We start from the raw sequence: 24,544 nt of genomic DNA, 5'->3' as shown, positions 1-24,544 counted from the left end.
GCGCGGATCACTGCTTCGGGGTCCAGCGCTCGAGGTTCCACCACACGGCGTGCACCAGGCCGTGGTCGTGCGGCTCGACCTGGGTCTGCTGGCCGTTCCACTTGTCGCGCAACACGTAGGTGTGGTCGAGGAACACCAGGAACGCCCAGCCGGGGTCGGCGACGTAGGCCTTTTGGAAGTCGGCGTAGGCCTGCTTGCGGGCCGCCGGGTCGAGGCTGCGCCGCCCGGTGTCCAGCGCGGTGTCCACAGTGGAGTTGCGGTAGTGCGTCATGTTCACGTAGCCCGGCTGGCCCGCGTAGCGCGAGTGCAGCAACGTGTACGCGGCCGTGTCCGGGTCGTACGGGTCGCCGCCGCCCCAGATCGCCGCGGCTTCTTTCTGACGTTGCAGCATGAGTTCGAACGTCGTGGCTTCGACCGGTGCGTCGATGCCGAGCTTCGCGATGTCGGAGGCCGCGGCCAGGGCGAGCTCCTTGCGCAGCACATCTGGCGCGGGGTAGAGGACGGGCAGCCGGGCGGGCTGACCGTCCTTCGCGCGCTTGCCGTCAGCGCCCTGGCGCCAGCCGGCCTCGTCGAGCAGCTTCTCGGCCTCGGAAACGTCGTACGCGAACGTGGCTTCCGCTGCGTACCAGTCCTTGAGGTGCGGCGAGACGGGTGTGGCGGCGGGTTTGCCGGAGCCGGCCAGCACGGCGTCGATCATGGCCTGGCGGTTGATGCCGAGGTTGATCGCGCGCCGCACCCGGGCGCTGGAGGTGAAGGGCAGCTCGGACGGGATGCCGAGGCCGCGGTAGTCGGCGGACGGGTTCTGCACGACGCGGTAGCCCGACCGGTCGCGGTAGGTCTGGGCCAGCTTGGGCGGCAGCACCGTGCCGTCGAACTCGCCGGCGGCCATGCGGGTCGCGCGGGCGTTGTCGTCCGGCACGAAGACCACGGTGACGGTCTTGATCGCGGGCGCGCCGCCCCAGTACTTCTCGTTGGCCTTCAACACCATCCGGTCGCCCTTGCGCCACGACTCGACCGTGTACGGGCCGGTGCCGACGGGGGCGGTGTTGAACGGCGCGCTGTTGACGTCCGTGCCCGAGAACTTCGCGGCCGGCACGATGCCGAGCGCGAGCTGCTGCGCGAAGGGTGCGTACGGGTAGGAGAGCTTGAACTCGACGGTCTGCTGGTCGACGGCGACGACGTCGCTCACCGCGTCGAACCGCGAGGCGATCGTGGAGTTCACCTTCTTGTCCAGCACGGACTTGTAGGTGAACACGACGTCCTGCGCGGTCACCGGGGTGCCGTCGGAGAACATGACGTCCTTGCGCAGCTTCGCGGTCCAGGTCAGACCGTCCGCGGAGGCGGTGGGGAGCTCCGCGGCCAGCGCCGGCACCAGAGCCAGCGAGGCGTCGCGCGACACGAGCCCGTCGAAGATCTTCGCGGCACCGTCGGGCGCGTAGCCGAGCACCGGGTTGAGGTTCTCCGGCTCGCTGCCCGCGCCGATGACGATCGACGTCGCCGATCCCGTCGCCGCGCCGTCGGGCGATGAGCACGAGGCCAGCAAGGCGACCGCCAGCAGCGCGCAGACCGTTCGACGCATCCAGTTCCTCCCCAGGTGTCCGTCTTGCCGCGTGCAGCTAACAGCAAAGAAGTTGCAATAAGCAATATCTGGCACCTCTGCGCGTTGGTCACAGTCGTGCCAGGCTCCGCGACATGAGCGTTCACAACCACGAGCACAGCCACGGCGACACGACCCATACGCATCCGCACGAATCGCACGCGCACGACCACGTCGAGCACGAGCACACCCACTCCCACGGCGGCGAGACCCACTCGCACACCCACGTGCACGACGCCGGTCATCTCGAGGAGCATCAGCACTCCCACGCGTGAGGAACACAACGGGAACGCTGAGGTCTGCCGAACGGGAGCGTTGACCGCTACTCTTCGTCCAACTGCCGCCACCGACGTTGACGCGGCAGGAGTAGTCGAGTGTCTCGAATGGCGAAAGTCCTTGCCACGCTGGTGCTGTTGAGCAGCCTGGCACCCACCGCACAGGCGGCACCCGCGTGCTGGCAGGAGTTCTGCGGCAAGTACCCACCGGCGCCCCAGGCAGGTCAGTGGTCATCAGCGCACGTCTCCTATGACACGACCGGAAAGCTGAAGTACGCGTCCGACTCGGCCCGCAACCGCGTGCCGGACTTCAGCTACGTCGGCTATCACTACGGCGAGAAGCCGCTGCCGACCGTGCCGGACGTGCTCACGATCAGCCCGGCGACAGGCGACAGCACCGCGCGCATCCAGCAGGCGATCGACCAGGTCGGCGCCCGCACACCCGACGCGAACGGGCATCGCGGCGCGGTCAGGCTCGCGGCCGGCCGGTACGAGATCCGCGGCACCGTGCGGATCCGGCACAGCGGTGTCGTGCTGCGCGGATCCGGTGACACCACAACGTTGTTCGGCCGCGGCGACACACCGCACCAGCGCACGGTCGTCGTGCTCGGCAGCGACGCCGACACGCCGTGGACGACCGGCTCCGCGACCGAGGTGACCACGCCCTTCGTGCAGGTCGGGTCACTGAGTCTGGAGGTCGCGAGCGCCACCGCGTTCCGGGTCGGCCAGGAGGTCGTCGTCCGGCACCCGTCGTCGCAGAAGTGGATCAACGCGGTGGGTGGCGGCGGCGTCGTGCAGGACGCCAAGTGGACGCCCGGCTCGATGGATCTCCACTGGGTGCGCCGGATCAGGGCGATCGACGGGCGCAGGCTGACGTTCGACGCGCCGGTCTACAACCACCTCGACCGGTCGCTGACGATCTCCACGGTCGCGCCGGTGACCGCGCGCAACCTCGTCGCCGAGTCCGGGGTGGAGAGCATGCGGGTCGACATCGAGACCAAAGGCGGCGAGGACGAGAACCACGCGTGGAACGCCATTGGCGTGTACGGCGCGGACAACAGCTGGGTCCGCAACGTGAAGACTCGCTACTTCGGCTACGCGGGCGTCGTCACCGAACGGTCGGTGCGGATCACCGTGAAGGACGCGCAGGCCACGGACCCGGTCGCGATCCGCACCGGCGGCCGGATGTACAACTTCGCCGCCAACACCAACTCACACCTCGTGCTCTTCACCGGGCTGCACGCGTCGAAGGCGCGGCACGCGTTCGTCAGCAACGGCGCCAACTCCGTCGCGGGCGTGGTGTGGCATCGGGCCACTGTGGACGGTGGCGACGCCGAGGCTCACCGGCGGTGGAGCCAGGGACTGCTGTTCGACAACATCAGGGAGCTCAGCGGTGGCAACCAGGCCAAGCTGATCAACCGCGGCGACTACGGCACCTCGCACGGCTGGGGCGCCGCGCACTCGGTGATCTGGGACTACAACAAGGAAATCGTCGTCCAGAAGCCGCCGACCGCGCAGAACTACGCCGTCTCCAACGAGGGCACGCGCCGGTCGCAGCCGTACTTCCCCGGTCCGTGGGGGAGCATCGAGATCAAGACTGGGCCGTTGGTGCCGGAGTCGCTCTACGAAGCGCAGGTCGTCGACCGGCTCAGTGGGACTCACGGCTGACCTCGCTGCCGCTGGAGCCGACCAGGAAGTCCAGGTCGGCTCCGGTGTCGGCGCCCAGCACGTGGTCGATGTAGAGCCGCTCCCAGCCTCGTGACGGCTTGGCGAACGCCTCGGACATCGCGGTACTGGGCGTGCGCTCCAGGAAGTCCGGTGCCTCCACGTCGATCCGGCGGTTCGCCACGTCCAGCACGATGACGTCGCCGGTGCGGACCAGCCCGAGCGGTCCACCCGCCGCGGCTTCCGGAGCCACGTGCAGCACGACCGTGCCGTACGCGGTGCCGCTCATGCGCCCGTCGCAGATCCGGACCATGTCGCGCACGCCCTGCTCCAGCAGCTTCTTCGGCAACGGCATGTTCGACACCTCCGGCATGCCCGGATAACCGCGCGGGCCGCACCCGCGCAGCACCAGCACGGAGTCCGCGTCCACGTCGAGATCCGGGTCGTCGACGCGGGCGTGGAAGTCCTCGATGCTGTCGAACACGACGGCTTTCCCGCGGTGCTGCAACAGCTCAGGCGACGCGGCGGCCGGTTTGATCAACGCACCGGACGGCGCGAGGTTGCCGCGCAGCACCGCGATCCCACCCTCGGCGATGATCGGCGTCTCCCGGTTGCGGATCACCTCCGGATCCCAGATCGGCGCGTCGTCCAAGTAGTCGACCAGCGGCTGACCGGTGACCGTCAGGCCTTCCGGATCGAGCAGATCGCGGACTTCCCGCAGCACGGCGAGAAGCCCGCCCGCGCGGTGGAAGTCCTCCATCAGGAACCGGCCGGCGGGCTGGAGGTCCACCAGCAACGGCACACCGGAGCCGATCCGGTCGAAGTCGTCCAGCGTCAGCTCGACCCCGAGGCGTCCGGCGATCGCGAGCAGGTGCACCACGGCGTTCGTCGAGCCACCGATCGCGGCCAACGCGATGATCGCGTTGTGGAACGAGGCTTTGTTCAAGAACGTGCTGGGCCGCCTGTCCTTCGCCACGAGCTCGACGATCAGCCGACCCGTGTCGTGCGAGGCCTCCAACAGCCTGCTGTCCGGCGCCGGAGTGCCTGCCACGCCGGGAACGATGGTGCCAAGAGCCTCCGCGACCAACGCCATCGTGGACGCCGTGCCCATGGTGTTGCAGTGGCCGCGGCTGCGGATCATCGCCGACTCGGAGCGGGCGAACGCCTCCTGCGACAACGTGCCGGCGCGAACCTCCTCGGACAGCCGCCAGACGTCCGTGCCGCACCCCAGCGGCACTCCGCGGAACGTGCCGGTCAGCATCGGCCCGCCGGGCACCACGACCGCCGGGATGTCGACGGACGCGGCGGCCATCAGCAGCGCGGGAATCGTCTTGTCGCAACCACCGAGCAGCACCACGCCGTCGACGGGGTTGGCGCGCAACATCTCCTCGGCGGCCATCGCCGCCATGTTGCGCCACAGCATCGCGGTCGGGCGCACGTTGGTCTCGCCGAGCGACACCACCGGCAGGTTGAGCGGAATGCCGCCGGCTTCGTGGACACCACTGGACACCGACGCGGCGACTTCGTTCAGGTGGGCGTTGCACGGCGTGAGGTCGGAGGCGGTGTTGGCGATGGCGATCTGCGGGCGGGAGAACGCCGAGTCCGGCGTGCCACGGCGCATCCAGGCGCGGTGGATGTAGGCGTTGCGGTCCTGTCCTGCGTACCAGTGCGCGCTGCGGAGGTTCACCCTCCCGTCGTACGGGTCGGCGTGCGGACACGCAACCCCCGCCGCGCTACCGGATGCTCGCCAGGGCGTCCAGCGCTCGCTCGTCCAACGGGCTGCCGTGCCGGTGGACCATCTTCCACGTGCCGTCCTCGCGCCGGAACACCGTGGTGACGCGCAACGCGTAGGACTTCGCGGCCCCGGTCGGATCGAGGATGTCGGACCGTTCGATCGCGCACACATACCCGATGTCACCGCTCGACTCCGCGGCCACGACCTCGATGTCGAGCGAGCTGCTGCCGTGGAACCACTTCGCGATCGTGTCGAAGACCTGCTCGATCTCGGTCCAGCCGACGGCGCCCATGGCGGCGCCGAACAGCACCAAGGGTTCGTTGTGCGACCACATGTCCTTGCGCGGCTCGGCGTCGCCGTTGTGCAGCGCTTCGACGTCACGTTGGAGCAGGGGCAGCACCTCGTCCTGGAAACTCATCTGACCGGCCCTTTCTCGTGCGGCGGGTCCGGACAGCATGACGCTCCGGACCCGTCCGCGCAGGCTCAGGCCACGACGATGTCGTCTCCCTTGATCTTCGTCTTGATCTGCGGCAACGGCTTCTTGGCCGGCCCGGACTTCCGCTTGCCGTCGACGGAGCTGAACCGGCTGTCGTGGCACCAGCAGATGATGAGGTTCTGGTCGACCTCACTGCACATGCAGCCGGCGTGGGTGCATTTGGCGTCGAACGCCGTGTAGGTGTTCTTCTTCGGCTGGGCCACGACTACCGAGGTCTCGTCGTCGAAGTAGACGACGACACCGCCGTTGAGCGGCACGTCGGCCTTCTTCGCGAGGAACGTGCCGGGCGGGAGCTTGCCGCACAGTTGGGCGTCGGGGGCGGCCACAGCTGTGCCGGTGGTGATGACCGTGGCGGCCGCAGCGCAGCCGCCGATGAAACAACGGCGAGTGACCTGGGGCGTGGTGGGGTGGTCCGGGAACTCCATCTCGAAGTGCTCACTTCCTGCCGAACGAGGCGCGGCGGAGGCGGCACACCCACCTTGGCAAGCTGGTCACTTCATGACAAGACTTGACACCTAAAGTTGCAGTGCGATGGTGATCAGCGAGTGGACGCGGTTCGCGATCACCATCAGCAGGCCGTGCATCTCCGGCGAGACGGCGTCGCAGGCTTCCTGGAGCGTGCGCAGGTCCGTGTCGATCTGGCTGAGCACGGCTGCGGTGTCGGCCGGCCTGGCTGCAAACGCCCGCGCGATGTCTTCCAGGGGAAGACCGTGGACCTCCAGGCGTTGTATGAGGTGGATGCGGTCCACGTCGTCGGCGCGGTAGAGGCGGTAGTTGCTCGCGGTGCGCTGGGCGGGGCTGATCAGGCCGAGCGTCGTGTAGTAGTCGACGGTGCGGATGCTGACTCCGGCGCGGGCGGCGAGCTCGCCGATCTTCACCAGTGAATCGGACAAATCGGCCACCTCCGTCCACTCAAACCGTACAGTGCTACGTGCTACTGTTGAATTATGCCTGATGAAGCCGACATGGACGGCTGTAGTACGTGGCCGGGTGCGTCTTGTTGATCGCGTCCGGCTTGCTCGCCATCGTGGTCCTCACTGCGGCCACGGGGTATTTCGTCGCTCAGGAGTTCGCGTACATGGCGGTCGATCGCGGCCGTCTGCAGCAGCTGGCCGAGGCCGGCTCCAAGCCCGCCGAGCGTGCGCTGCGCGTGACTCAGAAGCTCTCCTTCATGCTGTCCGGTGCCCAGTTCGGCATCACGGTGACGGCGCTGCTCGTCGGTTACGTGGCCGAGCCGCTGCTCGGCACGGGCCTCGGCGTGCCGGGATCCATGGTCATCGCGCTGGTCATCGCGACGTTCGTGCAGATGGTGCTCGGTGAGCTGCTGCCGAAGAACCTCGCGATCGCCCGGCCGGAGCGGCTGGCGCTGGCCCTCAGCTCCTCCACGCTCGTCTACCTCAAGATCGCCGGGCCGGTGATCCGGCTGTTCGACGCGGCCGCGAACCGGCTGTTGCGGGCGATCGGCATCGAGCCGGTCGAGGAGCTGCCGCAGGGCGCGACGCCGGAGGACCTCAAGCAGATCGTGGAGGACGCGGGGGAGCAGGGCCACCTGGACCCCGAGCTGACCCGGCTGCTGGAGCACGGCATCGGGTTCCGCGATCTCGTCGCGGAACAGGCGATGACGCCGCGCGTGAACGTCCGCACGGTGCGGTTCGACGAGCCTGCCACACGCGTGATTTCGTTGCTGGACACCGGAAACTCGCGGTTCCCGGTGGTGGGTGAGGACCTGGACGACCTGCGCGGCGTCGTGGGCCTGGCCGAGGTGCTGACGCTGGCGCCGGAGCAGCGTTCGTCCGTCGCCATCGAGAAGATCGCCTCGCCCGCGCTGGTCGTGCCGGCGACGCTGCCGTTGCCGGTCGTCCTGGAGCGGCTGCGCACCGAACGCCGTCAGCTCGCCTGCGTGGTCGACGAGTTCGGCGGGTTCGCGGGTGTGATCTCGCTGGAGGACCTGGCCGAGGAGCTGGTCGGCGAGATCCACGACGAGGACGACCCGGTCGAGGACGTGATCGAGAGGGTCGGCGACGACTGGCGCGTGCCCGGCCGGATGAGGCTGGACGAGATCGAGGACGCCACCGGCGTGGAGCTGCCGGCCGACGACGCGTACGACACGGTGTCCGGGCTGGTGCTGCACCAGCTGGGCCGGGTGGCGCAGACCGGTGACGAGATCGAGACGGGCGGCATGAAGCTCGTCGTCACCTCGGTCGCGCGCAACGTGCCGAACACGGTGGTGCTGTCCCGATGACCGTCGTGATCTCCTTGGTCCTGTTGGCCTTGAACGGTTTCTTCGTGGCCGCCGAGTTCGCGTTGATCGCGGCCAAGCGGCACCGCCTGGAGCAGGCGGCCGAGACGTCACGGGCGGCGCGGGCTGCCGTGGCCGGTGTTCGCGAGCTGTCGTTGATGCTCGCGGGTGCCCAGCTCGGCATCACGCTGTGCACGCTGGGTCTCGGCGCGCTGGCCAAGCCCGCCGTCGCGGATCTGCTGGAGCCGGCGCTGCGGTGGACCGGTCTGCCGGACGCGTTCGCCTACGGCGTGGCGTTCGCGATCAGCCTGGTGCTGGTGGTGTTCCTGCACATGGTCGTGGGCGAGATGGCGCCGAAGTCGTGGGCCATCGCGCACCCGGAGCGGTCCGCGCTGATCCTGGCGCTGCCGTTCCGCGCGTTCGCCCGCTCGGTCCGCTGGGTCCTCAGTGGACTGAACTCGACGACGAACGGCCTGCTGCGCCTGCTGAAGGTCGAGCCGCAGGACGAACTGGCGCAGGCGCACCGGCCGGACGACCTGCGGATGCTGCTGCGGCAGTCCGCCGAGCACGGCCTGATTCCCGAAGGCCAGCAACGGTTGCTGACCAGGATGTTGCAGGTGCAGCGGACGACCGTGCGCGAGGTGATGGTGCCGATCGACCAGGTTTCCGCGGTGAACGAGCACACGACCGCGCGGGCGATCGAGCGGCGCAGCCTCCAGTGTGGACGGTCGCGCTTCCCGGTCACCGACCTGCGTGGCCGGTACGTCGGACTGGTGCACATCCGTGAGGCCATGCGGGCCACGGCGCGCGGCGAGGACCTCAAGGCGCGGGACCTGATGGGGCCGGTGCTGACGTTGCCCGCCTCGGTGCCGGTGGCGCAGGCCGTGACCGCGATGCGGGCCGAGCGCTCGCAGCTGGCGTTGGTCGAAGACGGCGACGTCGTTGGCATCGCCGCACTGGAAGACCTCCTCGAGGAGCTGATCGGCGACTTCGAGGACGAAACCGATACCCGCGAGAGGAAACGGTAAATGTTCAAGCGGATGCTCAGCGCCTTCGGCGTCGGTGGCCCGTCGGTCGACACCGTGCTGGACTCACCGCACGCCGCGCCCGGCCAGCTGGTCACGGGCCAGGTGCGCATCCAGGGCGGCAGCGCGGACGCCGAGATCGGCCAGGTCGTGCTGTCGCTCGTCACGCGCGTCGAGGTCGAGCACGGCGACCACGAGTACGGCGGCGTGTCCGAGTTCCTGCGGGTCGTGGTGCAGCAGGGCGTGCGGGTCGGGGCCGGCCAGCTGGTGGCGATCCCGTTCCAGCTGCCGATCCCGTGGGAGACCCCGATCACGGCGGTCGGCGGCGCGCAGCTGCCCGGCATGACCGTGGGCGTGCGGACCGAGCTGGTGATCGCGGGCGCGCCGGACAAGGGCGACCTCGACCCGGTGCTGGTCCACCCGCTGCCCTCGCAGGACGCCGTGCTGAACGCGTTCGGGCAGCTCGGGTTCGCCTTCCGCAGCGCGGACGTCGAGGCGGGGCGCCTGCACGGCGTGCCGCAGGAGCTCGGTTTCTACCAGGAGATCGAGTTCTTCCCGCCGGCCCAGTTCGCCGGCCGGGTGCAGCAGGTGGAGCTGACGTTCGTCGCGAACCCGCACGAGCTGTACGTGGTCCTGGAAGCCGACCGGCGCGGCGGGATGTTCTCGTCGGGCGGCGATGCGTTCGGCCACTTCCGACTGTCGCATCAGGAGGCTCAGGTGGCCGACTGGGCGTCGTCCATCAACGGCTGGCTGGCGCAGGTGGCCGAGCGCGGTGGCGCGCTGCCCGGTTACGGCCAGCACGGGGGTCATCACGGTCGCGGCATGGGCATGGGCACCGTCGTCGCGGCCGGCGCCGCGGGTGTCGTCGGCGGCATGGTGGTGGGCGAGATGCTCGACGACGCGTTCGAGGACTTCGGCGACTTCGGCGGCGAGTGAAACCTGGATCGGAACAGTGGGTTGCCGGGCCCGCCACCGGGTAGCCGGGCCATGTGAACAGCGTGGCGAGGCAGTACGCGTGGCGGGTCACGCAGGAGCTCGGACTCAGCGGTGAGTCGTCCTGTGTGGATCGGGACAACCCGTTGCGGCTGTACATCGCGGTGGAGGGCAGGGTGCCCGACCACCCGGACCACGACATCGCGCTGTTGTGGACGAAGTGCCACGGGTGGTCGCTGGCGATCGAGGAACCGGGTGCGGCCGAGCTGAGAGTGGTCGCCCACCTGGGCGGCCCCGTCGAACCGCCGCCGCGCACAGTCGCCCGCTGGGTGCGGGCGCTGTGCGCGGACCGGCTCGCGACCGCTAGCTGACGGGCACCGGCTGGCGGTCGTCGCGCTCGATGGTGTCCAGCGCGGTGCCCTCGACGTCGAGCTCCGGCAGCCAGCGCAGCCACTTCGGCAGCCACCAGGCCCGCTCACCGAGCAGGGCCAGCGCGGCCGGCACGAGCACCATGCGGACCACGAACGCGTCCACGAAGATGCCGGCGGCCAGCGCGAACGCGATCGACTTCACGGTCGCCTCGCCGGCCGGGACGAAGCCCGCGAACACCGAGAACATGATCAGCGCCGCGGCCACGACCACCGGTGCGGCCTGGCGGAAGCCCGTGGTGATGGCCTCGATCGGCTTGGCGCCACGGTGGTGCGCCTCGTGCATCCGGGACACCAGGAAGATCTGGTAGTCCATGGCCAGGCCGAACAGGATGCCGATCACCAGGATCGGGGTGAGGCTGATCAGCGGGCCGGTCGTGTCGAGGTTGACCGCGTCGGCGAGCCAGCCCCACTGGAACACCGCCACCGTGGCGCCGAGCGACGCGCCGATGGTCAGCAGGAAACCGAGCACGCCCACGAGCGGCACGAGCAGCGAGCGGAACACCAGGATCAGCAGCACCAGCGCCAGGCCCACGACGACGGCCAGGTAGATCGGCAGCGCGCGGTCCAGTGACGTGGCCACGTCGACGCTCACCGCGGTGGCGCCGGTGACGTAGGCCTTGCCACCGTCCAAACCGGACAGTTCGGCGCGCAGGTCGGCGACGAGCTGCTCGGTGGCGGCGCTGTCCGGGCCGGACTTCGGGATGACGGTGACCATCGCGGCGGAACCGTCCGGGCTCGGCTGGGCGGGCGTCACCAGTGCGACGTCGGCCATCTTCGAGATCGGCTCGGCGGCCTTGGTGGCGGTGGCCGCGGCACCGTTGCCCTCGACGAGCACGATGATCGGTCCGTTGAAGCCCTCACCGAAGCCCTGCGCGAGGATCTGGTCGGCGCGTTCCTGCGTGGAGCCGGCCGGCGGCTTCTGGATCAGCGTGGTGTCCATGGACGCCACCGGAATCGCGACGATGCCGAGCGCGACGACCGAGAGCAGCAGCGCGACGACGCGGTTGCGGGTGACGGTCTTCGCCCAGCCGCGGATCACGCCGCGGTCCTTTGGCTCTGCGGTGACCGCTGCGCGTTCCTTGCGGGTCAGCACGCGGCGGCCGAGCATGCCCAGCACCGCGGGCACCAGCGTGATGGCGATCAGCACCGCCACGACGATCGTGGCCGCGGCCGAGACGCCCATCTGCGTCAGGAACGGGATGCCCGCGATCGCGAGGCCCACCAGCGCGATGACCACGGTCAGACCAGCGGTGACGACCGCACTGCCCGCCGTGCCGACCGCCGTGGCGACGGCGTGCCCGACGTCCGAGCCGCGACGCAGTTCCTGGCGGTAGCGGTTGATGATGAACAACGCGTAGTCGATGCCCACCGCGAGCCCCAGCATCGAGGCGAGGATCGGCGTGGTCGACTGCAGGTCCATGAACCCGGACGCGATGGTGATGCCGAGCGTGCCGACGCCAACACCAATTGCCGCGGTCAGCAGGTTCATGCCCGCGGTCACCAACGACCCGTAGGTCAGCGCGAGGATGACGAGCGCCAGCACGACACCGAGGACCTCGCTGGGCCCGCCGACGTGCGGCGTCTCCTGCATGGCAGTGCCGGTGACCTCGACGGTCAGGCCACTCGCTCGTGCCTTGTCGACGGCTTTGGTGAGCTCGGCCCGCTGCTCGGCGGTGACCTCACCGGGCTTCACGTCGTAGGTGACGGTGCTGTAGCCGACGTTGACGTCCTTGTTCACGCTCGGCGCCGCGGGGTCGAGCGGGTTGGTCGCGCTCCGCACACCCTTGAGCGCGGCCTCGTCGGCCACGAGCTCGCTGATCGCCTTGACGTGCTGGGGCAGCTGCTGCCCCTCGGGCGCCTTCAGCACGACCCGCGCCGACGCGCTCTCGCCGGAACCGAACTTCTGCTGGATGCGCTCCAGCGCCGTCGTCGACTCCTGTCCGGGGATGGACATGGAGTTGGACGTCTCGCCGCCGAGCGTGACGGCACCGGCACCGGCGCCGACCAGCACGAGCAACCAGATGAGGACGACGGGGAGCCGGTACCGGTGGGCACTCTCGCCCAGTCTGTAAAGCAGTTTCGCCATGGTGTTCAGGCCTCCCGGTGCCCGAGTGCGTCGTAACAGGTAGCGAGGATCAAGGGGCGCCACGTCGTCTTGTCGCCTTCCTGGTTGGCCAGGAGGGTGAGGATGGCCATGGCGCTGAGCGCGCCGACGATCCGGATCGCGCGCGGCAGGTCCTGCTCGGGGTCGATGACGAACATCTCGTTGATCAGCAGCTCGTCCTGCGCCTGCTGCGAGTCCTCACCCGGCGCGGTCATCGAGCGGAACAGCAGCGCGACCAGCCCAGGTCGGTCGAGTGCGACGTCGGTGAGCAGCTCTAGCACCCGTCGTTCTCTTGCGGGCCCGGCCGGCATCGGCGCGACGAGTTCGGCGACGTGGCTGCTGAGCACGCGGCTCTGCGCCCAGGCCGCCTCGAACAGCGCTTCCTTGCTGGGGAAGTGGTGCAGCAGGCCGGCCTTGGACAGGCCGACGGCGTCCGCGAGCGACTTCAACGAGGTCTGCTCGAAGCCGTGCCGCGCGAAGAGGGCGGCGGCGGCGTCGAGGATGTGCTCGTCGACTCCGGTCCTGGGCTGTCGTGGCATGCGGACGACTTTACGACGTTTACCGACCGATTCGGTAGGTAAACCGACCGATTTGGTCGGTGGCGTTCGTCACCCCAACGGCTGCCTGGAACCGAGGAGATGCTCTCCGTCGGCGGTGGGCTGACCGTGCGGGACACCGAGACCGGCGCGGAGATCGAGCCCGGCTGTTGCCTGGGCTGGAGACGTGGCGCGACTGGAAGTACCTGCTCGACGGCCGCGGGGTGCGGTGGTCGCGCTGACCGTGCTGCCGCGGAAGGCTGTCGGTGGAGCAGGGCCGTGGGGCGGTTGCGCGTCCGCCCCACGGCCCTCGGTGGACTAGCGGTTGGGGTCAGTCCAGTCTGCGGAGATGCGGGCGATGCGCACTCGCTGCGGGTGGTCGCCGACCGGCACGGAGACGACCTTCTGGCCGGTGCCGAAGTCGATCGCGGTGACCTGGTCGGAGCCGCTCTCGGAGATCACGCACTGACGGCCGTCGCCGCTCACGGTGGCCCAGTACGGCTTGGAAGCCGTCACGAGCGGGCCTTCCTGCAGGGTGGAGCGCTGCACGATGGTGGCGTAGTCGTCCATGGTGCCGGCGACGCACAGCTTGCCGCCGTCGGGGCTCATGGACAGGCCGTGGTGGCGCGAGTCGTTGACGAACGTGGTGCGGTCGTCGCTGGTGTTCGAGTTCTTCGGCAGGGTCTTCACCTGGGTGACGCGGTCGGTGGTGACGTCGTACTCGATGAAGCCGTTGAAGAACGACACCTGGAAGTACAGCTTCGAGTAGTCCGGGCTGAAGACGGCGGGGCGCACGGCGTTGGAGAGGTCCTTGCGGCCGAAGGCGTCCAGGCGGCTGCGCATGTCGATCGTCTTGACGACCTGGTAGGTGTTCGCGTCGACGACCGTGATGTGCCGGTCGCCCTTCATGAAGTCCTGCCAGGGCGCGTCGAAGTTGTTGTTGACCTCGCCGATCGACATGTTCCAGAGGTAGCGGCCGCCGTTGGTGAACACGTTCTCGTGCGGCTTGTCACCGCCCTTGAACGAGCCGAGCTGCCTGCCGGTGTTGATGTCCAGCACGTGGATGTTGTTCGAGGTCGACGCGGAGACCGCGATCTTGGTGCCGTCGGGGGAGACGGCCATGTGGTCGGAGCGGAAGCCGGAGACCGGGAAGCGCCACTTGATGTTGCCGGTGGCCAGGTCGATCGAGACCACGTCGGCGAAGCTGGGCCGGGACACGACCATCGCCGTGCCGTCGGGGGTGGCGTACATGTCGTCGACGAACTGGTCGTGCCCTTCGCCGGGGCCCTGGCGGATGCCGAGGAAGAACGCCAGCTTGATCGGGTTGAGGTAGATCTCGGTCAGCCGGTCGGACTTGTCGGGGATGACGTTGAGCCGGCCGATCTTGGCGAAGTCGCCGGTGGACTTGATGACGTCGGCGGTGCCGTCCCAGTTGTTGCCGACGAACATCACCTCGCGCAGAGGGGCTGCGGACGCCGGACTCGTCAGGCAGGCGGCGAGCACCGCGGCTGCGGCGAGGGCGTGGGGCAGGCGGCGCGTGAGAGCGCTCCCGGTAAGGGCTTTCCGTGCAGGATCGGACGTAGCGTGCGTCATTGCTGCTTCTCCGAGTGAGTGGGCGCCCCGCACAGGGAGGCGCATGCCGCAGGGAGATCTGAACTTGGCCAAGTTCAGATCTTGGCTACTGGATAGTAGGCTTGCGTGATGCCGGCCACAAGTGCCAGTGGGGGAAACTGCTCCCGCAGAGTCGATGGAGGCAGAAGTGGCAGGCAGGTTCACCCCGGCGGAGGGTCGCTACGCCGGCAAGGACGCGGCTGAACGCCGGGACGAGCGGCGTGGCCGGTTCCGGGAGGCGGGCCTGGAGCTGTTCGGCGTCGAGCCTGGCTACCGGGGGACGCGCCTCGGTGATCTCTGCAAGGCCGCCGGGCTGTCGAGTCGTCAGTTCTACGAGGAGTACCGCACGCTCGAAGACCTGCTCGCCGACCTGCACCTGTACGTCAACGACGCGGCGGGCAAGGCGGTCGCGTCGGTGCTGCCCGAGGTGCAGGGAATGTCCACGACCGAGATGCTGCCGGTTTTGGTGCACGCGTACGTGAAGGGTGCCTGTGGCGATCTGCGGCATGCGCGCATCGCTTACGTGGAGGTGGTCGGGGTCAGCCCTCGGATGGACCTCCAGCGGCTCGAGCGCCGCGCCGTCTGGGTCGAGCTGATCAACCGGCTCGCCGCGGAGGCCGTTGAGCGCGGCGAGATTCCGCCTGGGAACTACCGGATCAGCGCCGCGGCCATCATCGGTGCCATCAACGGACTCATGCACGACTGGGTCGTCGGGTGGGTCGATGCGACGCTGGACGAGGTCGCCGACGAGCTGGTGCACATGGTGCTCGGCCGATACAAGATCGCGGAGTGACCCGCCTTCCCGGCATAGTGGCTTCCCGTGGGGAACCGGAGCGCGTGGGAAGCGGCGTCGCAGAAGTACGTCAACGAGCACGAGGAACTGCTCGACCAGGCCAGAGACTCCTCGTCGTTGGTGGCGTGCGAGCTCGAACTGCTGGGGCCGCTGCTGGCGTCCACGCCGAATGTCGTGCACCTGCAGAGCGGGCACGGCCTGGACGACATCGCGCTGGTCGCGGCAGGCGCGCGGTCCGTCGTGGGCGTGGACTTCAGCTCGGTGGCAACCAAGGCGGCCCAACGCCGTGCGGACGAGCTGGGTGTGCACTGCCGGTACGTGGTCGCCGAGCTGCCAGGGGCGCCGTTGCGGGACGGCTGCGCCGACCTCGTCTACACCGGCAAGGGCGCGTTGATCTGGTTGCCGGACCTGAACGTCTGGGCCGCGGACGTCGCGAGGCTGCTGACATCCGGCGGGCACCTGTTCGTGCACGAGGCACATCCGATGGTGCCGCTGTGGGCGTGGGACGAGGACGTGCCCAGGATCCGGCCGGACCGCGGGTACTTCGAACGCTCGCACGTCAACGACACGTTTCCCGCAAACGGCGCGGTGGAGTGGCAGGCGACGCTGGCCGAGATCATCACCGCCGTGCTCGGCGCCGGGCTGGAGCTGCGGCACGTGGCCGAGCACCCGGAACCGTTCTACCGCTGGGGCGACCTCGACGCGGCGGCCTGGCGGGGACAGCTGCCGAACACGTTCACCCTGTTGGCGCGCAAGCCGTAGTGCCGCGCGGAACGCAGTGGGCGGTGGGGGACCAGCGCGGAGTGACGGGCACGCCGTCGATGCGTTCGAGCACCGACTCCGCCACCGACACCCCGAACTGGTGCACGTCCACGCTCATCGTCGTGAGCGCGGGGAGGCCAGGCGGCACAACGTCGAGTCGTCCCACGCCACCAGGCTGAGCTCGGCGGGCACCGCGACGCCCAGCGACGCGGCCGCGGCCAGCCCGGCCACGGCCATCACGTCGTTGTCGTACAGGATCGCGGTCGGCGGCTCGGCAAGGCCCAGTAACGCGGTGGTCAGCTTGGCCCCCGCCTCCTCCGAGTAGTCGCCCTCGACGATCACCGGCTCGACCCCGGCCTCCGCGCACCCGGCGAGCAACGCGGCCGTGCGCGCCGCAGTGTGTTGCAGGGCAGCAGGTCCGGTGACTCTGGCGATGCGGCGGTGGCCCAGGTCGAGCAGGTGCCCGAGCGCCTCGGCGACCGGGCCGGCGTGGTCGGTGCGGACGCACGGCAGGGTCGAGTCGCCGACGACCACGGTGGGCAGGGCCAGTTCCGCGAGCACGGCCGGGCGCGGGTCGTCGTCCGTGGGGTTGACCATGACCACCGCGTCGACCAGGCCGCGGGACGCCCAGCGGCGGTAGGCGGCGATCTCGGCCTCGTGCTCGGCCACCACGTGCAGCAGCACCGAGAGATCTCGGGGGGCCAGCCGTTCCTCGATGCCGGCGATGAACTCCATGAAGAACGGCTCGACGCCCAGCAGTCGCGCGGGGCGGGCGAGCACGAGACCTACCGCGCCGTTCACTCGGGCGCCGCGCAGAGGTCGTTGGCGCAGCGCAGCACCAGCGGATCGGTGAAGGCCGCCGGGTCGACGACGGAGGACGTGCGGATGTGGAACACGCGGACCTCGCCGGCGAGCATCGGCACGAGCAGGTCGTCGACGACGGCGTCGGGGGCGACCCGGTCAGCCAGGATCGCCACGTCCTGGGCGAACGAGGCGGCGCGCACCTCGACCTCGTAGCCGCTGCGCACGGCTTCTGCTTGGGCGACAAGGGGATGCGGGTCGTACGACAGCTCCGAATCGGCGCGGAACGAGTGGATCGCGCGGGCCTCGGCGGTGGTTGCCACCATCACCTCCGCGTCGTCGTTCGCCGGCTGCAGCAGCGGTTCGTCCAGGTCCAGCTCGACGACCGACCGGGGCGGGACCGTCCGGCGCAGTCTAGTCAGGTGCAGCGTGACGCCGCGGAAAGTCTGCCTGTCGAGGGTGACGTGCGCGTCCCACGGTTCGTCGCTGTCGTTCACCGCGACCAGCACGAGCCGGTCCGAGCGCGGCTGGAACGTCAGGAGTCGCGGCGCGAACGCGTGCCGGAGTCCGTACCAGAGCGGCTTCAGGCGTTCCTCGCTGTCGATCGCCGCCCACGACGTCACCGGCCAGCAGTCGTTGAGCTGCCAGACGACCGCGCCCGCCGTGCGCGGCCACCACGAGCGGAAGTGCTCGATGCCGAACGTCACCGCGCGGGCCTGGTTGAGCTGCGTCGCCCAGTGCCAGTCCTCGAACCGAGCGGGAACCGGCAGGTGCGCCGCCAGGCCGCGGTCGAGTTTTCCGTTGCCGTCCTCGGCTTTCTGGTGCGTCAGGAAGCTCGGGGAGGACGGGGTCAGCGGCTCGTCGTGGATCCACCGGACCAAAGTGGCCCAGGCGGGCGGGCCCTGGAACCCGAACTCCGCGCAGAACCGCGGCACGTGGTCGCGGTAGTGCGTGTAGTCGACCTCGTTCCAGACCTGCCACTCGTGCCGCGTGCCGTGGTCCTCGTCGTTGGGGTGCAGGCCGGGAACAGGGCTGTACGGGCTGCTGGGGCAGTAGAACCGGGTCGGGTCGAGCTCGGCGACGATCCCCGGCAGCAGCGACTCGTAGTAGCCCAGCCCCCACGTCCGGCCTTCCAGCTGCCAGGGCCAGCCCCAGTCGGCGAACCCCCAGAGGTTCTCGTTGCCGCCGTTCCACAGCGCCAAGGAAGCATGCGACATCAGGCGAACGACGTTCTCGCGCGCCTCAGCCTCCAACTCGCCGCGCACGGGTTCTTCTTCCGGATAGGCGGCGCAGGCGAGCGGAAAGTCCTGCCACACCAGAACTCCGCGCTCGTCGCAGATGTCGTAGAAGTCGTCGGACTCGTAGATCCCGCCACCCCACACCCGCAACAGGTTGACGTGCGCGCCCAGAGCCTGGTCGACGCGCCGTTCCAACCGGTCGCGCGTGATCCTGGTGAGGAAGTGGTCGTCGGGAATCCAGTTGGTGCCCTTGATGAAGATGGGCTTGTCGTTGACGACGACGGTGAACGGCGTGCCGATCTCGTCGGGAGTGGTGTCGACGGTGACGGTGCGGAAACCGATCCTCCGGGAGGCACTGTCCAAAACAGACTCGCCGCGCAGTACGACGTCCAGGTCGTAGAGCGGTTGCCGGCCGTGTCCAACAGGCCACCACAAAGAGACACCAGGCACGTCCACCCTGGCGACCACGGTCTGCACCCCGGCGGGGACGTGGACGGTGTGCTCGCGCGAGCCCACGGCGATCTGCAGCGTCAGGTCTTCCAGCGGATCGGCCCACTCGACGTCGACGTGCAGCTCGACGTGCCCGGTATCACCGGAAACCGTGACGACGGGACGTACCTGCGCGAGCCGGGCGGTGTGCCAGCGCTCCAGCCGGACCGGCCGCCAGATGCCCGCGGTCTGCAGGTCCGGCCCCCAGTCCCAGCCGAAGCTGCACGCCATCTTGCGGATCATGTTGAACGGATGGGCGTTCACATGGGCGCGCGGCCCGAGCCCGGCCTCCACCTTCTCGGCGTGCGCCAGCGCGGAGGAGAACGACACGCTCAGGTCGTTGCCGCCGTCGACCAGGAACTCCCGGACGTCGAAGCGGTAGCTCCGGTGCATGTTCGCGGTCTGGCCGAGCAGGTGGCCGTTGAGCTCGACGGTGGCCATCGTGTCCAGGCCGTCGAACACGAGGTCCACCCGCTGTCCGCGCGTCACCGCCGCGGCGAGGAACGTGGTGCGGTACCGCCAGTCCGCGCGGTGCATCCAGGTCAGCTCGGCCTCGGCCTGGTCCAGGAACGGGTCGGTGATCAGCCCGGACGCCAGCAGGTCGAGGTGCGTGCTGCCGGGCACGGTCGCGGGCACCGTCCGGCCGCGGATGTTGTCCGGCACCTCGGTGGTGGTCGCGGTCAGCTGCCAGCCGTCGTGCAGGTGCTGACGGATCAAGACAGTCCTCCCCTGGAGAAACGGGACGCGGGATCGGGGGTGGCGGCGGCCAGCCGGCGGGTGTACGGGTCCTGCGGGCGGGTCAGCACGTCGTCGCTGGCCCCGCGCTCGACGATCCGGCCGCGGTGCATGACCAGGACCTCGTCGGAGAAGTGCCGCGCGGTGGCCAGGTCGTGCGTGATGTAGAGGACGGCGAGGTGCTCCTCGCGCTGCAACCGTCCCAGGAGCTTCAGCACGCCCATGCGGATCGAGACGTCCAACATGGACACGGGTTCGTCGGCGATGATCACCTTGGCGCCCGGTGCGAGTGCGCGGGCGATGGCGACGCGTTGCCGTTGCCCGCCGGACAGCTCGTGCGGCCGCCGCCGGGCGAAGTCCGGGGTGAGGCTCACCCGTTCCAGCAAATGAGGTACTTCGTCGCGAGAACGTCCGTGCAGCCGCAACGGCCGCGCGAGGTGGTGTTCGACCGTGTGGAACGGGTTGAGCGACGCGAACGGATCCTGGAAGATCATCTGCACGTGGTCGCGATAAGCCCGCCGCGGCACGGGTTCGCCGTCCGGCCCGGTCAGCACGATCTCCCCGGCGGTGGGGCGGACCAGGTGCGCGATCATCCGCGCGATCGTCGACTTGCCCGAACCGGACTCACCGACCAGCGCCACCGTGCGGCCGGCTGTGAGCGTGAACGAGACGTCGTCGACCGCGCGGATCCGGTGGTACGTCTTGGTGAGGCCGCGGACTGCCAGAGTGGTCAACGGATCAGCGCTCCTCGGTCGCCGGTCAGGCTGGGGAACGACGCCAGCAGCTGACGCGTGTACGGGTGCTCGGGCCGCAGGTACACGTCCTCGGCGGTCGCGTACTCGACGACCTCGCCGTCGCGCATGACGGCGATCCGGTCGCTCAGCTCCAGCAACAGCGGCAGGTCGTGGGTGATGAACACGACCGCGAACTGCAACTCGTCGCGCAAGCGCTTGATCTCGTTCAGGATCTCGCGCTGCACCAGGACGTCGAGTGCCGTGGTGGGTTCGTCCATGATCATCACCTGCGGATCGAGCAGCAGCGCCATGGCGATCATGACGCGCTGCCGCATGCCGCCGGACAGCTCGTGCGGGTAGGCGCCGAGCCGGGCCGGGTCGACCCCGACGAGCCGGAGCATCTCCGCGCACCGCAGCTCCCGGTCCGGCGCGGACATCGACGGCCGGTGGGTGCGCAGCGCGTCCTGCAGCTGGGCGCGGATCGGGGTGACCGGGTTCAGCGAGTTCATGGCGCCCTGGAACACCATCGAGAGCCGGACCCAGCGGAACTCCCTGAGCTCTTCCGGTTCGAGCGCGAGCACGTCGACGTCGTCGAACGTGACCGACCCGGACGTCACCTCGGCGGGTGGCCGGTGCAGCCGGTTGATCGCGTAGGCGAGCGTGGTCTTGCCGCAGCCGGACTCGCCGGCAAGCCCGAGGATCTCGCCCCGCCGCAACGTGAGCGACACGTTCTTCACCGCGTGCACGGGCGGCGAGGACTGGTAGACGACGTTGAGGTTGCGGACAGTCAGCACGGCGTCCGGCTCGACCGGAGCGATCTCCGCCTCGACCGCCACGACGTCACGCTTGCGCCGGGGCCGGTCGCGCAACCGGGGGTTGATGATCTCGTCGATGCCGAAGTTGATCAACGCCAGCGCGCCGCCGAACAGCGCGATGACCATGCCGGGCGGGACGAACCACCACCACGCTTCCCGTTGCAGCGCGAAGCCGTTCTGGGCGTAGTAGAACATCGTGCCCAGCGTCGACGAGTTCGCCGCGCCGAGTCCGAGGAACGACAGCCCTGCCTCGCTGAGGATCGCCAGCACGACGGTGAACACGAACTGCGAGGCGAGGACCGGCAGCAGGTTCGGCAGGATCTCCACGCCGATCACCCGCCAGGTCTTCTCCCCGGACACGCGGGCCGCGGCCACGTAGTCCCGGTTGCGCAACGACAGCGTCTGCGCCCGCAGCACGCGTGCCGACGCCGCCCACCCGGTGATCGCCAGCACCAGCGCGATGTTCCACGTGCCGCGTTCGTCGGGAGGGACGAACGCGGTGATCACGATGACCAGCGGCAGCCCGGGGATCACCAGCATCACGTTGGAGAACAACGAGAAGACCTCGTCGACCGCACCGCCCGCGTAGGCGCCGACAATGCCGAAGATCCCGGACAGCACCGTCGCCATGACGGCCACGAGCGCGCCGATCCACAGCGAGCCGCGGGTCGCGCTCGCGAGCTGCGCGAGGACGTCCTGGCCCGTCAGCGTGGTGCCGAGCAGGTGCTCACCGCTCGGCGGCGTCAGGCCGATGTCCCTGATCGTGGCCGGGTCACCGGTGAGCAGCGGGCCGATCAGTCCGAAGAGGACGATGAGACCGGCCAGGCCGAGGCCGGCGGCGAGTTTGGGTCTCATGAGACGGTGCTCCGATCCCTCGTGCGGGCGTCGATCAGCCCGTACAACAGGTCCACGACCAGGTTGGCGCCCAGCACCGCGATGGTGATCACCAGGAAGATGCCCTGCATCAGTGCGTAGTCGTTGTTCTGCACGGCTTGCAGCAACTTCGACCCGATGCCGGGGTAGGAGAACACCAGCTCGGTGACGAGCGACCCGGACACCACGAACCCGAGCGAGATGGCGAACCCGGCGACCGACGGCAGCACGGCGTTGCGGGCCGTGTACCGGATCATGATCCGGCGGTCCGTCAGCCCTTTGGCCCGCGCGGTCAGCACGTAGTCCTCGGACATCGCCGAGACCATCATGTTGCGCATGCCCAGCAGCCACCCGCCGATCGACGAGATCACGATCGTCAGCGCGGGCAGGATGCCGTGGTAGATCGCGGAGCCGATGAACTCTCCGCTCCAACCGGGATCCAGCACCACGTCGTAGCCGCCGGTGAGCGGGAACCAGCCCAGGCCGGACGAGAGCAGCGAGATCAGGATCAGCGCCAGCCAGAAGTACGGCACCGCCGACAGCACGGTGGTCGCGGGCACCAGCGCGTCGAGCCAGGTGCCGCGCTTCCAGCCGACCACCGCACCGAGCCCGACACCGAGCAGGAACGACAGCAGCGTCGACAGGCCGACCAGGACGACGGTCCACGGCAGCGAGTCGGCGATCACCTCGGACACCTTCGCCGGGAACGCACTGACCGACACGCCGAGGTCACCGCGCAGCAGGTTGCCCAGGTAGGCGACGTACTCCTGGAAGACCGAGCCACCGCCTCCTGTGCCGAGCAGCGTCTCGTAGGCCTTGCGGGCGGCCGGATCGACGGTTCCGCCGCGTTGCTGGAGCTTGGCCATCAGGATGTCGACCGGGTTGCCCGGCAGCAGTCGCGGGATGACGAAGTTCAGCGTCACCGCCGCCCACAGGGCCGCCAGGTAGAAGGCGGCCTTGCGCACGTAGTAGCTCATCGTCAGTTCCCGGTGGGCTTGAGCTTCATGTACACCTGCGAGGCGTCCGGCCTCTTCCACACCGCCGGGAAGGCGTAGAGGTCGTCCTTCGTGGGCCAGCCGGTGAACGCCCTGTCGTTGTACTCGTTCGGGATTCCGCCGGTCAGCACCGGGATGTACGGCAGGTGCTTCTCGAGCTCGATCTGGATGGCGTCGTAGTGCTGCTGCCGCGCGGGGTTGCCGCGGTCGGTCTTCTTCAGCTCGGCCAGCGCGTTGTCCACGATCGGGTTGCTGAACCGGGAGTAGTTCGGGAAGGCGGTCTGCCCGACCGGAGCCGTGGCAGCGGTGGAGAAGAAGTAGGCATAGGTGTAGTACGGGTCCGGCGCGGGGCCCTGCTCGACGGAGTCGATCAACAGCTCGTACTGGCCGCGGCCGCGCGCGTCGGCCCACTCGTTCCACGACAGCTGCTGCGGGGTGATCTTGACGCCGATCTGGAGCAGTTGCTGGCTCAGCGTCTCCAGTGCGGTGATGTAGTCGGTCCAGCCGGCGACCACCTTCACGGTCAGCGTCAGCGGCTTCCCGTCCTTGGCGAAGATGCCGTCCGCACCCTTGACGTACCCGGCGGAGGTGAGCAGTTCGGTGGCCTTGGCGGTGTTCGGGTTCATCGGCGCGATCTGGTCGGTCAGCTTGGTCGACAGCAACGCCTTGTCGCGCGGCTGCAGTGTGAAACCGGGCGACATCTCCGTGTTGACGTTCTGGAAGGCCAGCGAGTTGATCTGGGTGCGGTTCATGCCGTAGTAGATCGCCTTGCGCACGGCCGGGTCGGTCTGCGCGCCCTGGCAGCCCAGCTGGACGTTGGAGCACGTGTACAACGAGACCTGGTTGAGCGGCAACGTGATCGCCTTGTAGCCGGGGTAGTTCTTCTCGATGTCCTTGATGTCCGGGATCGGGCCGGTCTGCCAGTCGATGGACCCGGCCTTCAGCGCGTCCACGCCCGCCTGGTTGCCCGACAGCGACAGGTAGCGGACCTGCTTGACCGCGGGCTCACCGCCCCAGTACTTCGGGTTCGCCTTGAGGGTGAACGACTGCGCCTTGAAGTCGCCGAGCACGAACGGGCCGGTGCCGACCGGCTTGGGGTTGACCTCGGTCGCCGGGTTGGCGATGTTCTTCCAGATGTGCTCGGGCATGATCCACATCTGGCCGAGCACCTGTGGGCCGTCCATGTAGGCCGGCTCGGGGAACTTGACCACCACGTGCGTGTCGTCGGTCGCGCTGGCCGTGCCCTTGTAGGCGGTCTTGTTCAGTGCCGGGTTCTTGGCGACCATGTCCAGCGTGAACACCACGTCGTCGGCGGTGAACTTCTCGCCATCGGACCAGGACACGTTGTCCCGCAACGTGATCGACAGCTCGGTGCCGTCGGCGTTCCACTGGAAGCCGGTGCCCAGCATCGGCTTCGGCGGCTGGTCGGCAGCGATGTTGAAGAAGAACAGCGGCTCGTTGATCGTGCCCATGCCCTCGATGAAGGTGGGGGAGTACGGGTTGAAGTTGAGCTGGAAGTCGCCGGCCTGACCGGTGTAGACGACGAGCGTGTCTCTGGCCCTGCTGCTGCCACCTGACCCCGAGCACGCCGCGGTGGCCGCCACGACCACCGCCAGACCGAGTGCGCAAAGCTGCTTGAGCATCGTTGATCCTCCCCGCCGC

22 protein-coding genes are annotated in these 24,544 nt (G+C 69.1%); 8 read left to right on the top strand and 14 right to left on the bottom strand.

What is annotated here, in order from left to right; genetic code table 11:
• Positions 1-7: 7 nt before the first annotated feature.
• Positions 8-1,579, bottom strand: a complete 1,572-nt coding sequence (locus DI276_RS00535) for an ABC transporter substrate-binding protein (RefSeq protein ID WP_112261251.1) — start codon at positions 1,577-1,579, stop codon at positions 8-10.
• A 113-nt stretch (positions 1,580-1,692) separates the two neighbouring features.
• Between DI276_RS00535 and DI276_RS00530 the strand changes: the two genes are divergently transcribed.
• The gene (locus DI276_RS00530; RefSeq protein WP_112261250.1) at positions 1,693-1,872 is read left to right on the top strand and encodes a zinc transporter Slc39a7; all 180 of its coding nucleotides are present in this window, start codon (positions 1,693-1,695) and stop codon (positions 1,870-1,872) included.
• Between the two features lie 108 nt (positions 1,873-1,980).
• Positions 1,981-3,540 (top strand): peptidoglycan-binding protein, encoded by a 1,560-nt coding sequence (locus DI276_RS00525; RefSeq protein WP_112261249.1) that lies wholly within the window; start codon positions 1,981-1,983, stop codon positions 3,538-3,540.
• On the opposite strand, the gene DI276_RS00520 is transcribed toward DI276_RS00525, so the two are convergent.
• The 4 genes from DI276_RS00520 to DI276_RS00505 form a co-directional block, all read right to left on the bottom strand.
• Positions 3,521-5,224, bottom strand: coding sequence for a dihydroxy-acid dehydratase (locus DI276_RS00520; RefSeq protein WP_112261248.1), 1,704 nt, complete (start codon positions 5,222-5,224; stop codon positions 3,521-3,523). The genes DI276_RS00525 and DI276_RS00520 overlap by 20 nt on opposite strands.
• Before the next feature lie 46 nt (positions 5,225-5,270).
• Positions 5,271-5,690 (bottom strand): YybH family protein, encoded by a 420-nt coding sequence (locus DI276_RS00515; RefSeq protein ID WP_157984435.1) that lies wholly within the window; start codon positions 5,688-5,690, stop codon positions 5,271-5,273.
• A 65-nt stretch (positions 5,691-5,755) separates the two neighbouring features.
• A complete protein-coding gene (locus DI276_RS00510; RefSeq protein ID WP_112261246.1) occupies positions 5,756-6,193 on the bottom strand; it encodes a Rieske (2Fe-2S) protein in 438 nt (145 codons plus the stop codon).
• A 90-nt stretch (positions 6,194-6,283) separates the two neighbouring features.
• Positions 6,284-6,670, bottom strand: a complete 387-nt coding sequence (locus DI276_RS00505; protein WP_232836351.1) for a helix-turn-helix domain-containing protein — start codon at positions 6,668-6,670, stop codon at positions 6,284-6,286.
• A 98-nt stretch (positions 6,671-6,768) separates the two neighbouring features.
• On the opposite strand from DI276_RS00505, the gene DI276_RS00500 reads away from it, so the two are divergent.
• From DI276_RS00500 to DI276_RS00485, 4 genes are all read left to right on the top strand, one after another.
• Positions 6,769-8,010, top strand: coding sequence for a hemolysin family protein (locus DI276_RS00500; protein ID WP_232836350.1), 1,242 nt, complete (start codon positions 6,769-6,771; stop codon positions 8,008-8,010).
• The gene (locus tag DI276_RS00495; protein WP_112261245.1) at positions 8,007-9,035 is read left to right on the top strand and encodes a hemolysin family protein; all 1,029 of its coding nucleotides are present in this window, start codon (positions 8,007-8,009) and stop codon (positions 9,033-9,035) included. Before DI276_RS00500 ends, DI276_RS00495 begins: the two co-directional genes overlap by 4 nt.
• Positions 9,036-9,968: a sporulation protein gene (locus tag DI276_RS00490; RefSeq protein ID WP_112261244.1), complete on the top strand. Its 933-nt coding sequence runs from the start codon at positions 9,036-9,038 to the stop codon at positions 9,966-9,968. It abuts the gene before it with no gap.
• 62 nt (positions 9,969-10,030) lie between these two features.
• Entirely contained in the window at positions 10,031-10,336 is a 306-nt protein-coding gene (locus DI276_RS00485) for a DUF6292 family protein (RefSeq protein WP_112261243.1), read from the top strand.
• On the opposite strand, the gene DI276_RS00480 is transcribed toward DI276_RS00485, so the two are convergent.
• The 3 genes from DI276_RS00480 to DI276_RS00470 form a co-directional block, all read right to left on the bottom strand.
• Positions 10,329-12,482, bottom strand: a complete 2,154-nt coding sequence (locus DI276_RS00480; RefSeq protein WP_112261242.1) for an MMPL family transporter — start codon at positions 12,480-12,482, stop codon at positions 10,329-10,331. The two genes, DI276_RS00485 and DI276_RS00480, sit on opposite strands and share 8 nt — an antisense overlap.
• 5 nt (positions 12,483-12,487) lie before the next feature.
• Positions 12,488-13,039: a TetR/AcrR family transcriptional regulator gene (locus DI276_RS00475; protein ID WP_112261241.1), complete on the bottom strand. Its 552-nt coding sequence runs from the start codon at positions 13,037-13,039 to the stop codon at positions 12,488-12,490.
• Positions 13,040-13,354: 315 nt separating this feature from the next.
• Positions 13,355-14,629, bottom strand: a complete 1,275-nt coding sequence (locus tag DI276_RS00470) for a YncE family protein (RefSeq protein WP_112261240.1) — start codon at positions 14,627-14,629, stop codon at positions 13,355-13,357.
• A gap of 166 nt (positions 14,630-14,795) precedes the next feature.
• Between DI276_RS00470 and DI276_RS00465 the strand changes: the two genes are divergently transcribed.
• Positions 14,796-15,440: a TetR/AcrR family transcriptional regulator gene (locus tag DI276_RS00465; RefSeq protein ID WP_198680380.1), complete on the top strand. Its 645-nt coding sequence runs from the start codon at positions 14,796-14,798 to the stop codon at positions 15,438-15,440.
• 27 nt (positions 15,441-15,467) lie between these two features.
• Positions 15,468-16,202 carry a class I SAM-dependent methyltransferase gene (locus DI276_RS00460; protein ID WP_112261238.1) on the top strand — a complete coding sequence of 245 codons (735 nt, stop codon included), beginning with the start codon at positions 15,468-15,470 and terminating at the stop codon, positions 16,200-16,202.
• A 114-nt stretch (positions 16,203-16,316) separates the two neighbouring features.
• On the opposite strand, the gene DI276_RS00455 is transcribed toward DI276_RS00460, so the two are convergent.
• From DI276_RS00455 to DI276_RS00430, 6 genes are read right to left on the bottom strand one after another with little or no spacing between them, the layout of a single operon-like run.
• The gene (locus tag DI276_RS00455; RefSeq protein ID WP_232836349.1) at positions 16,317-17,003 is read right to left on the bottom strand and encodes a LacI family DNA-binding transcriptional regulator; all 687 of its coding nucleotides are present in this window, start codon (positions 17,001-17,003) and stop codon (positions 16,317-16,319) included.
• Complete coding sequence (locus DI276_RS00450) at positions 17,000-19,447, bottom strand: glycoside hydrolase family 2 protein (protein WP_112261237.1); 2,448 nt, start codon at positions 19,445-19,447, stop codon at positions 17,000-17,002. The genes DI276_RS00455 and DI276_RS00450 overlap by 4 nt, the downstream gene beginning before the upstream one ends.
• Complete coding sequence (locus DI276_RS00445; RefSeq protein ID WP_112261236.1) at positions 19,444-20,199, bottom strand: ABC transporter ATP-binding protein; 756 nt, start codon at positions 20,197-20,199, stop codon at positions 19,444-19,446. Before DI276_RS00445 ends, DI276_RS00450 begins: the two co-directional genes overlap by 4 nt.
• Positions 20,196-21,869: a dipeptide/oligopeptide/nickel ABC transporter permease/ATP-binding protein gene (locus DI276_RS00440; RefSeq protein WP_112261235.1), complete on the bottom strand. Its 1,674-nt coding sequence runs from the start codon at positions 21,867-21,869 to the stop codon at positions 20,196-20,198. Before DI276_RS00440 ends, DI276_RS00445 begins: the two co-directional genes overlap by 4 nt.
• Entirely contained in the window at positions 21,866-22,864 is a 999-nt protein-coding gene (locus DI276_RS00435) for an ABC transporter permease (RefSeq protein ID WP_112261234.1), read from the bottom strand. The genes DI276_RS00440 and DI276_RS00435 overlap by 4 nt, the downstream gene beginning before the upstream one ends.
• A gap of 2 nt (positions 22,865-22,866) precedes the next feature.
• Positions 22,867-24,525 carry an ABC transporter substrate-binding protein gene (locus DI276_RS00430; RefSeq protein WP_112261233.1) on the bottom strand — a complete coding sequence of 553 codons (1,659 nt, stop codon included), beginning with the start codon at positions 24,523-24,525 and terminating at the stop codon, positions 22,867-22,869.
• Positions 24,526-24,544 lie beyond the last annotated feature (19 nt).

Origin of the sequence: Lentzea terrae (assembly GCF_003265345.1) — a bacterium.
Classification (GTDB): domain Bacteria; phylum Actinomycetota; class Actinomycetes; order Mycobacteriales; family Pseudonocardiaceae; genus Lentzea; species Lentzea terrae.
Note: the sequence above shows the minus strand (reverse complement) of the source record. Positions and strands in the feature narration are given on the sequence as shown.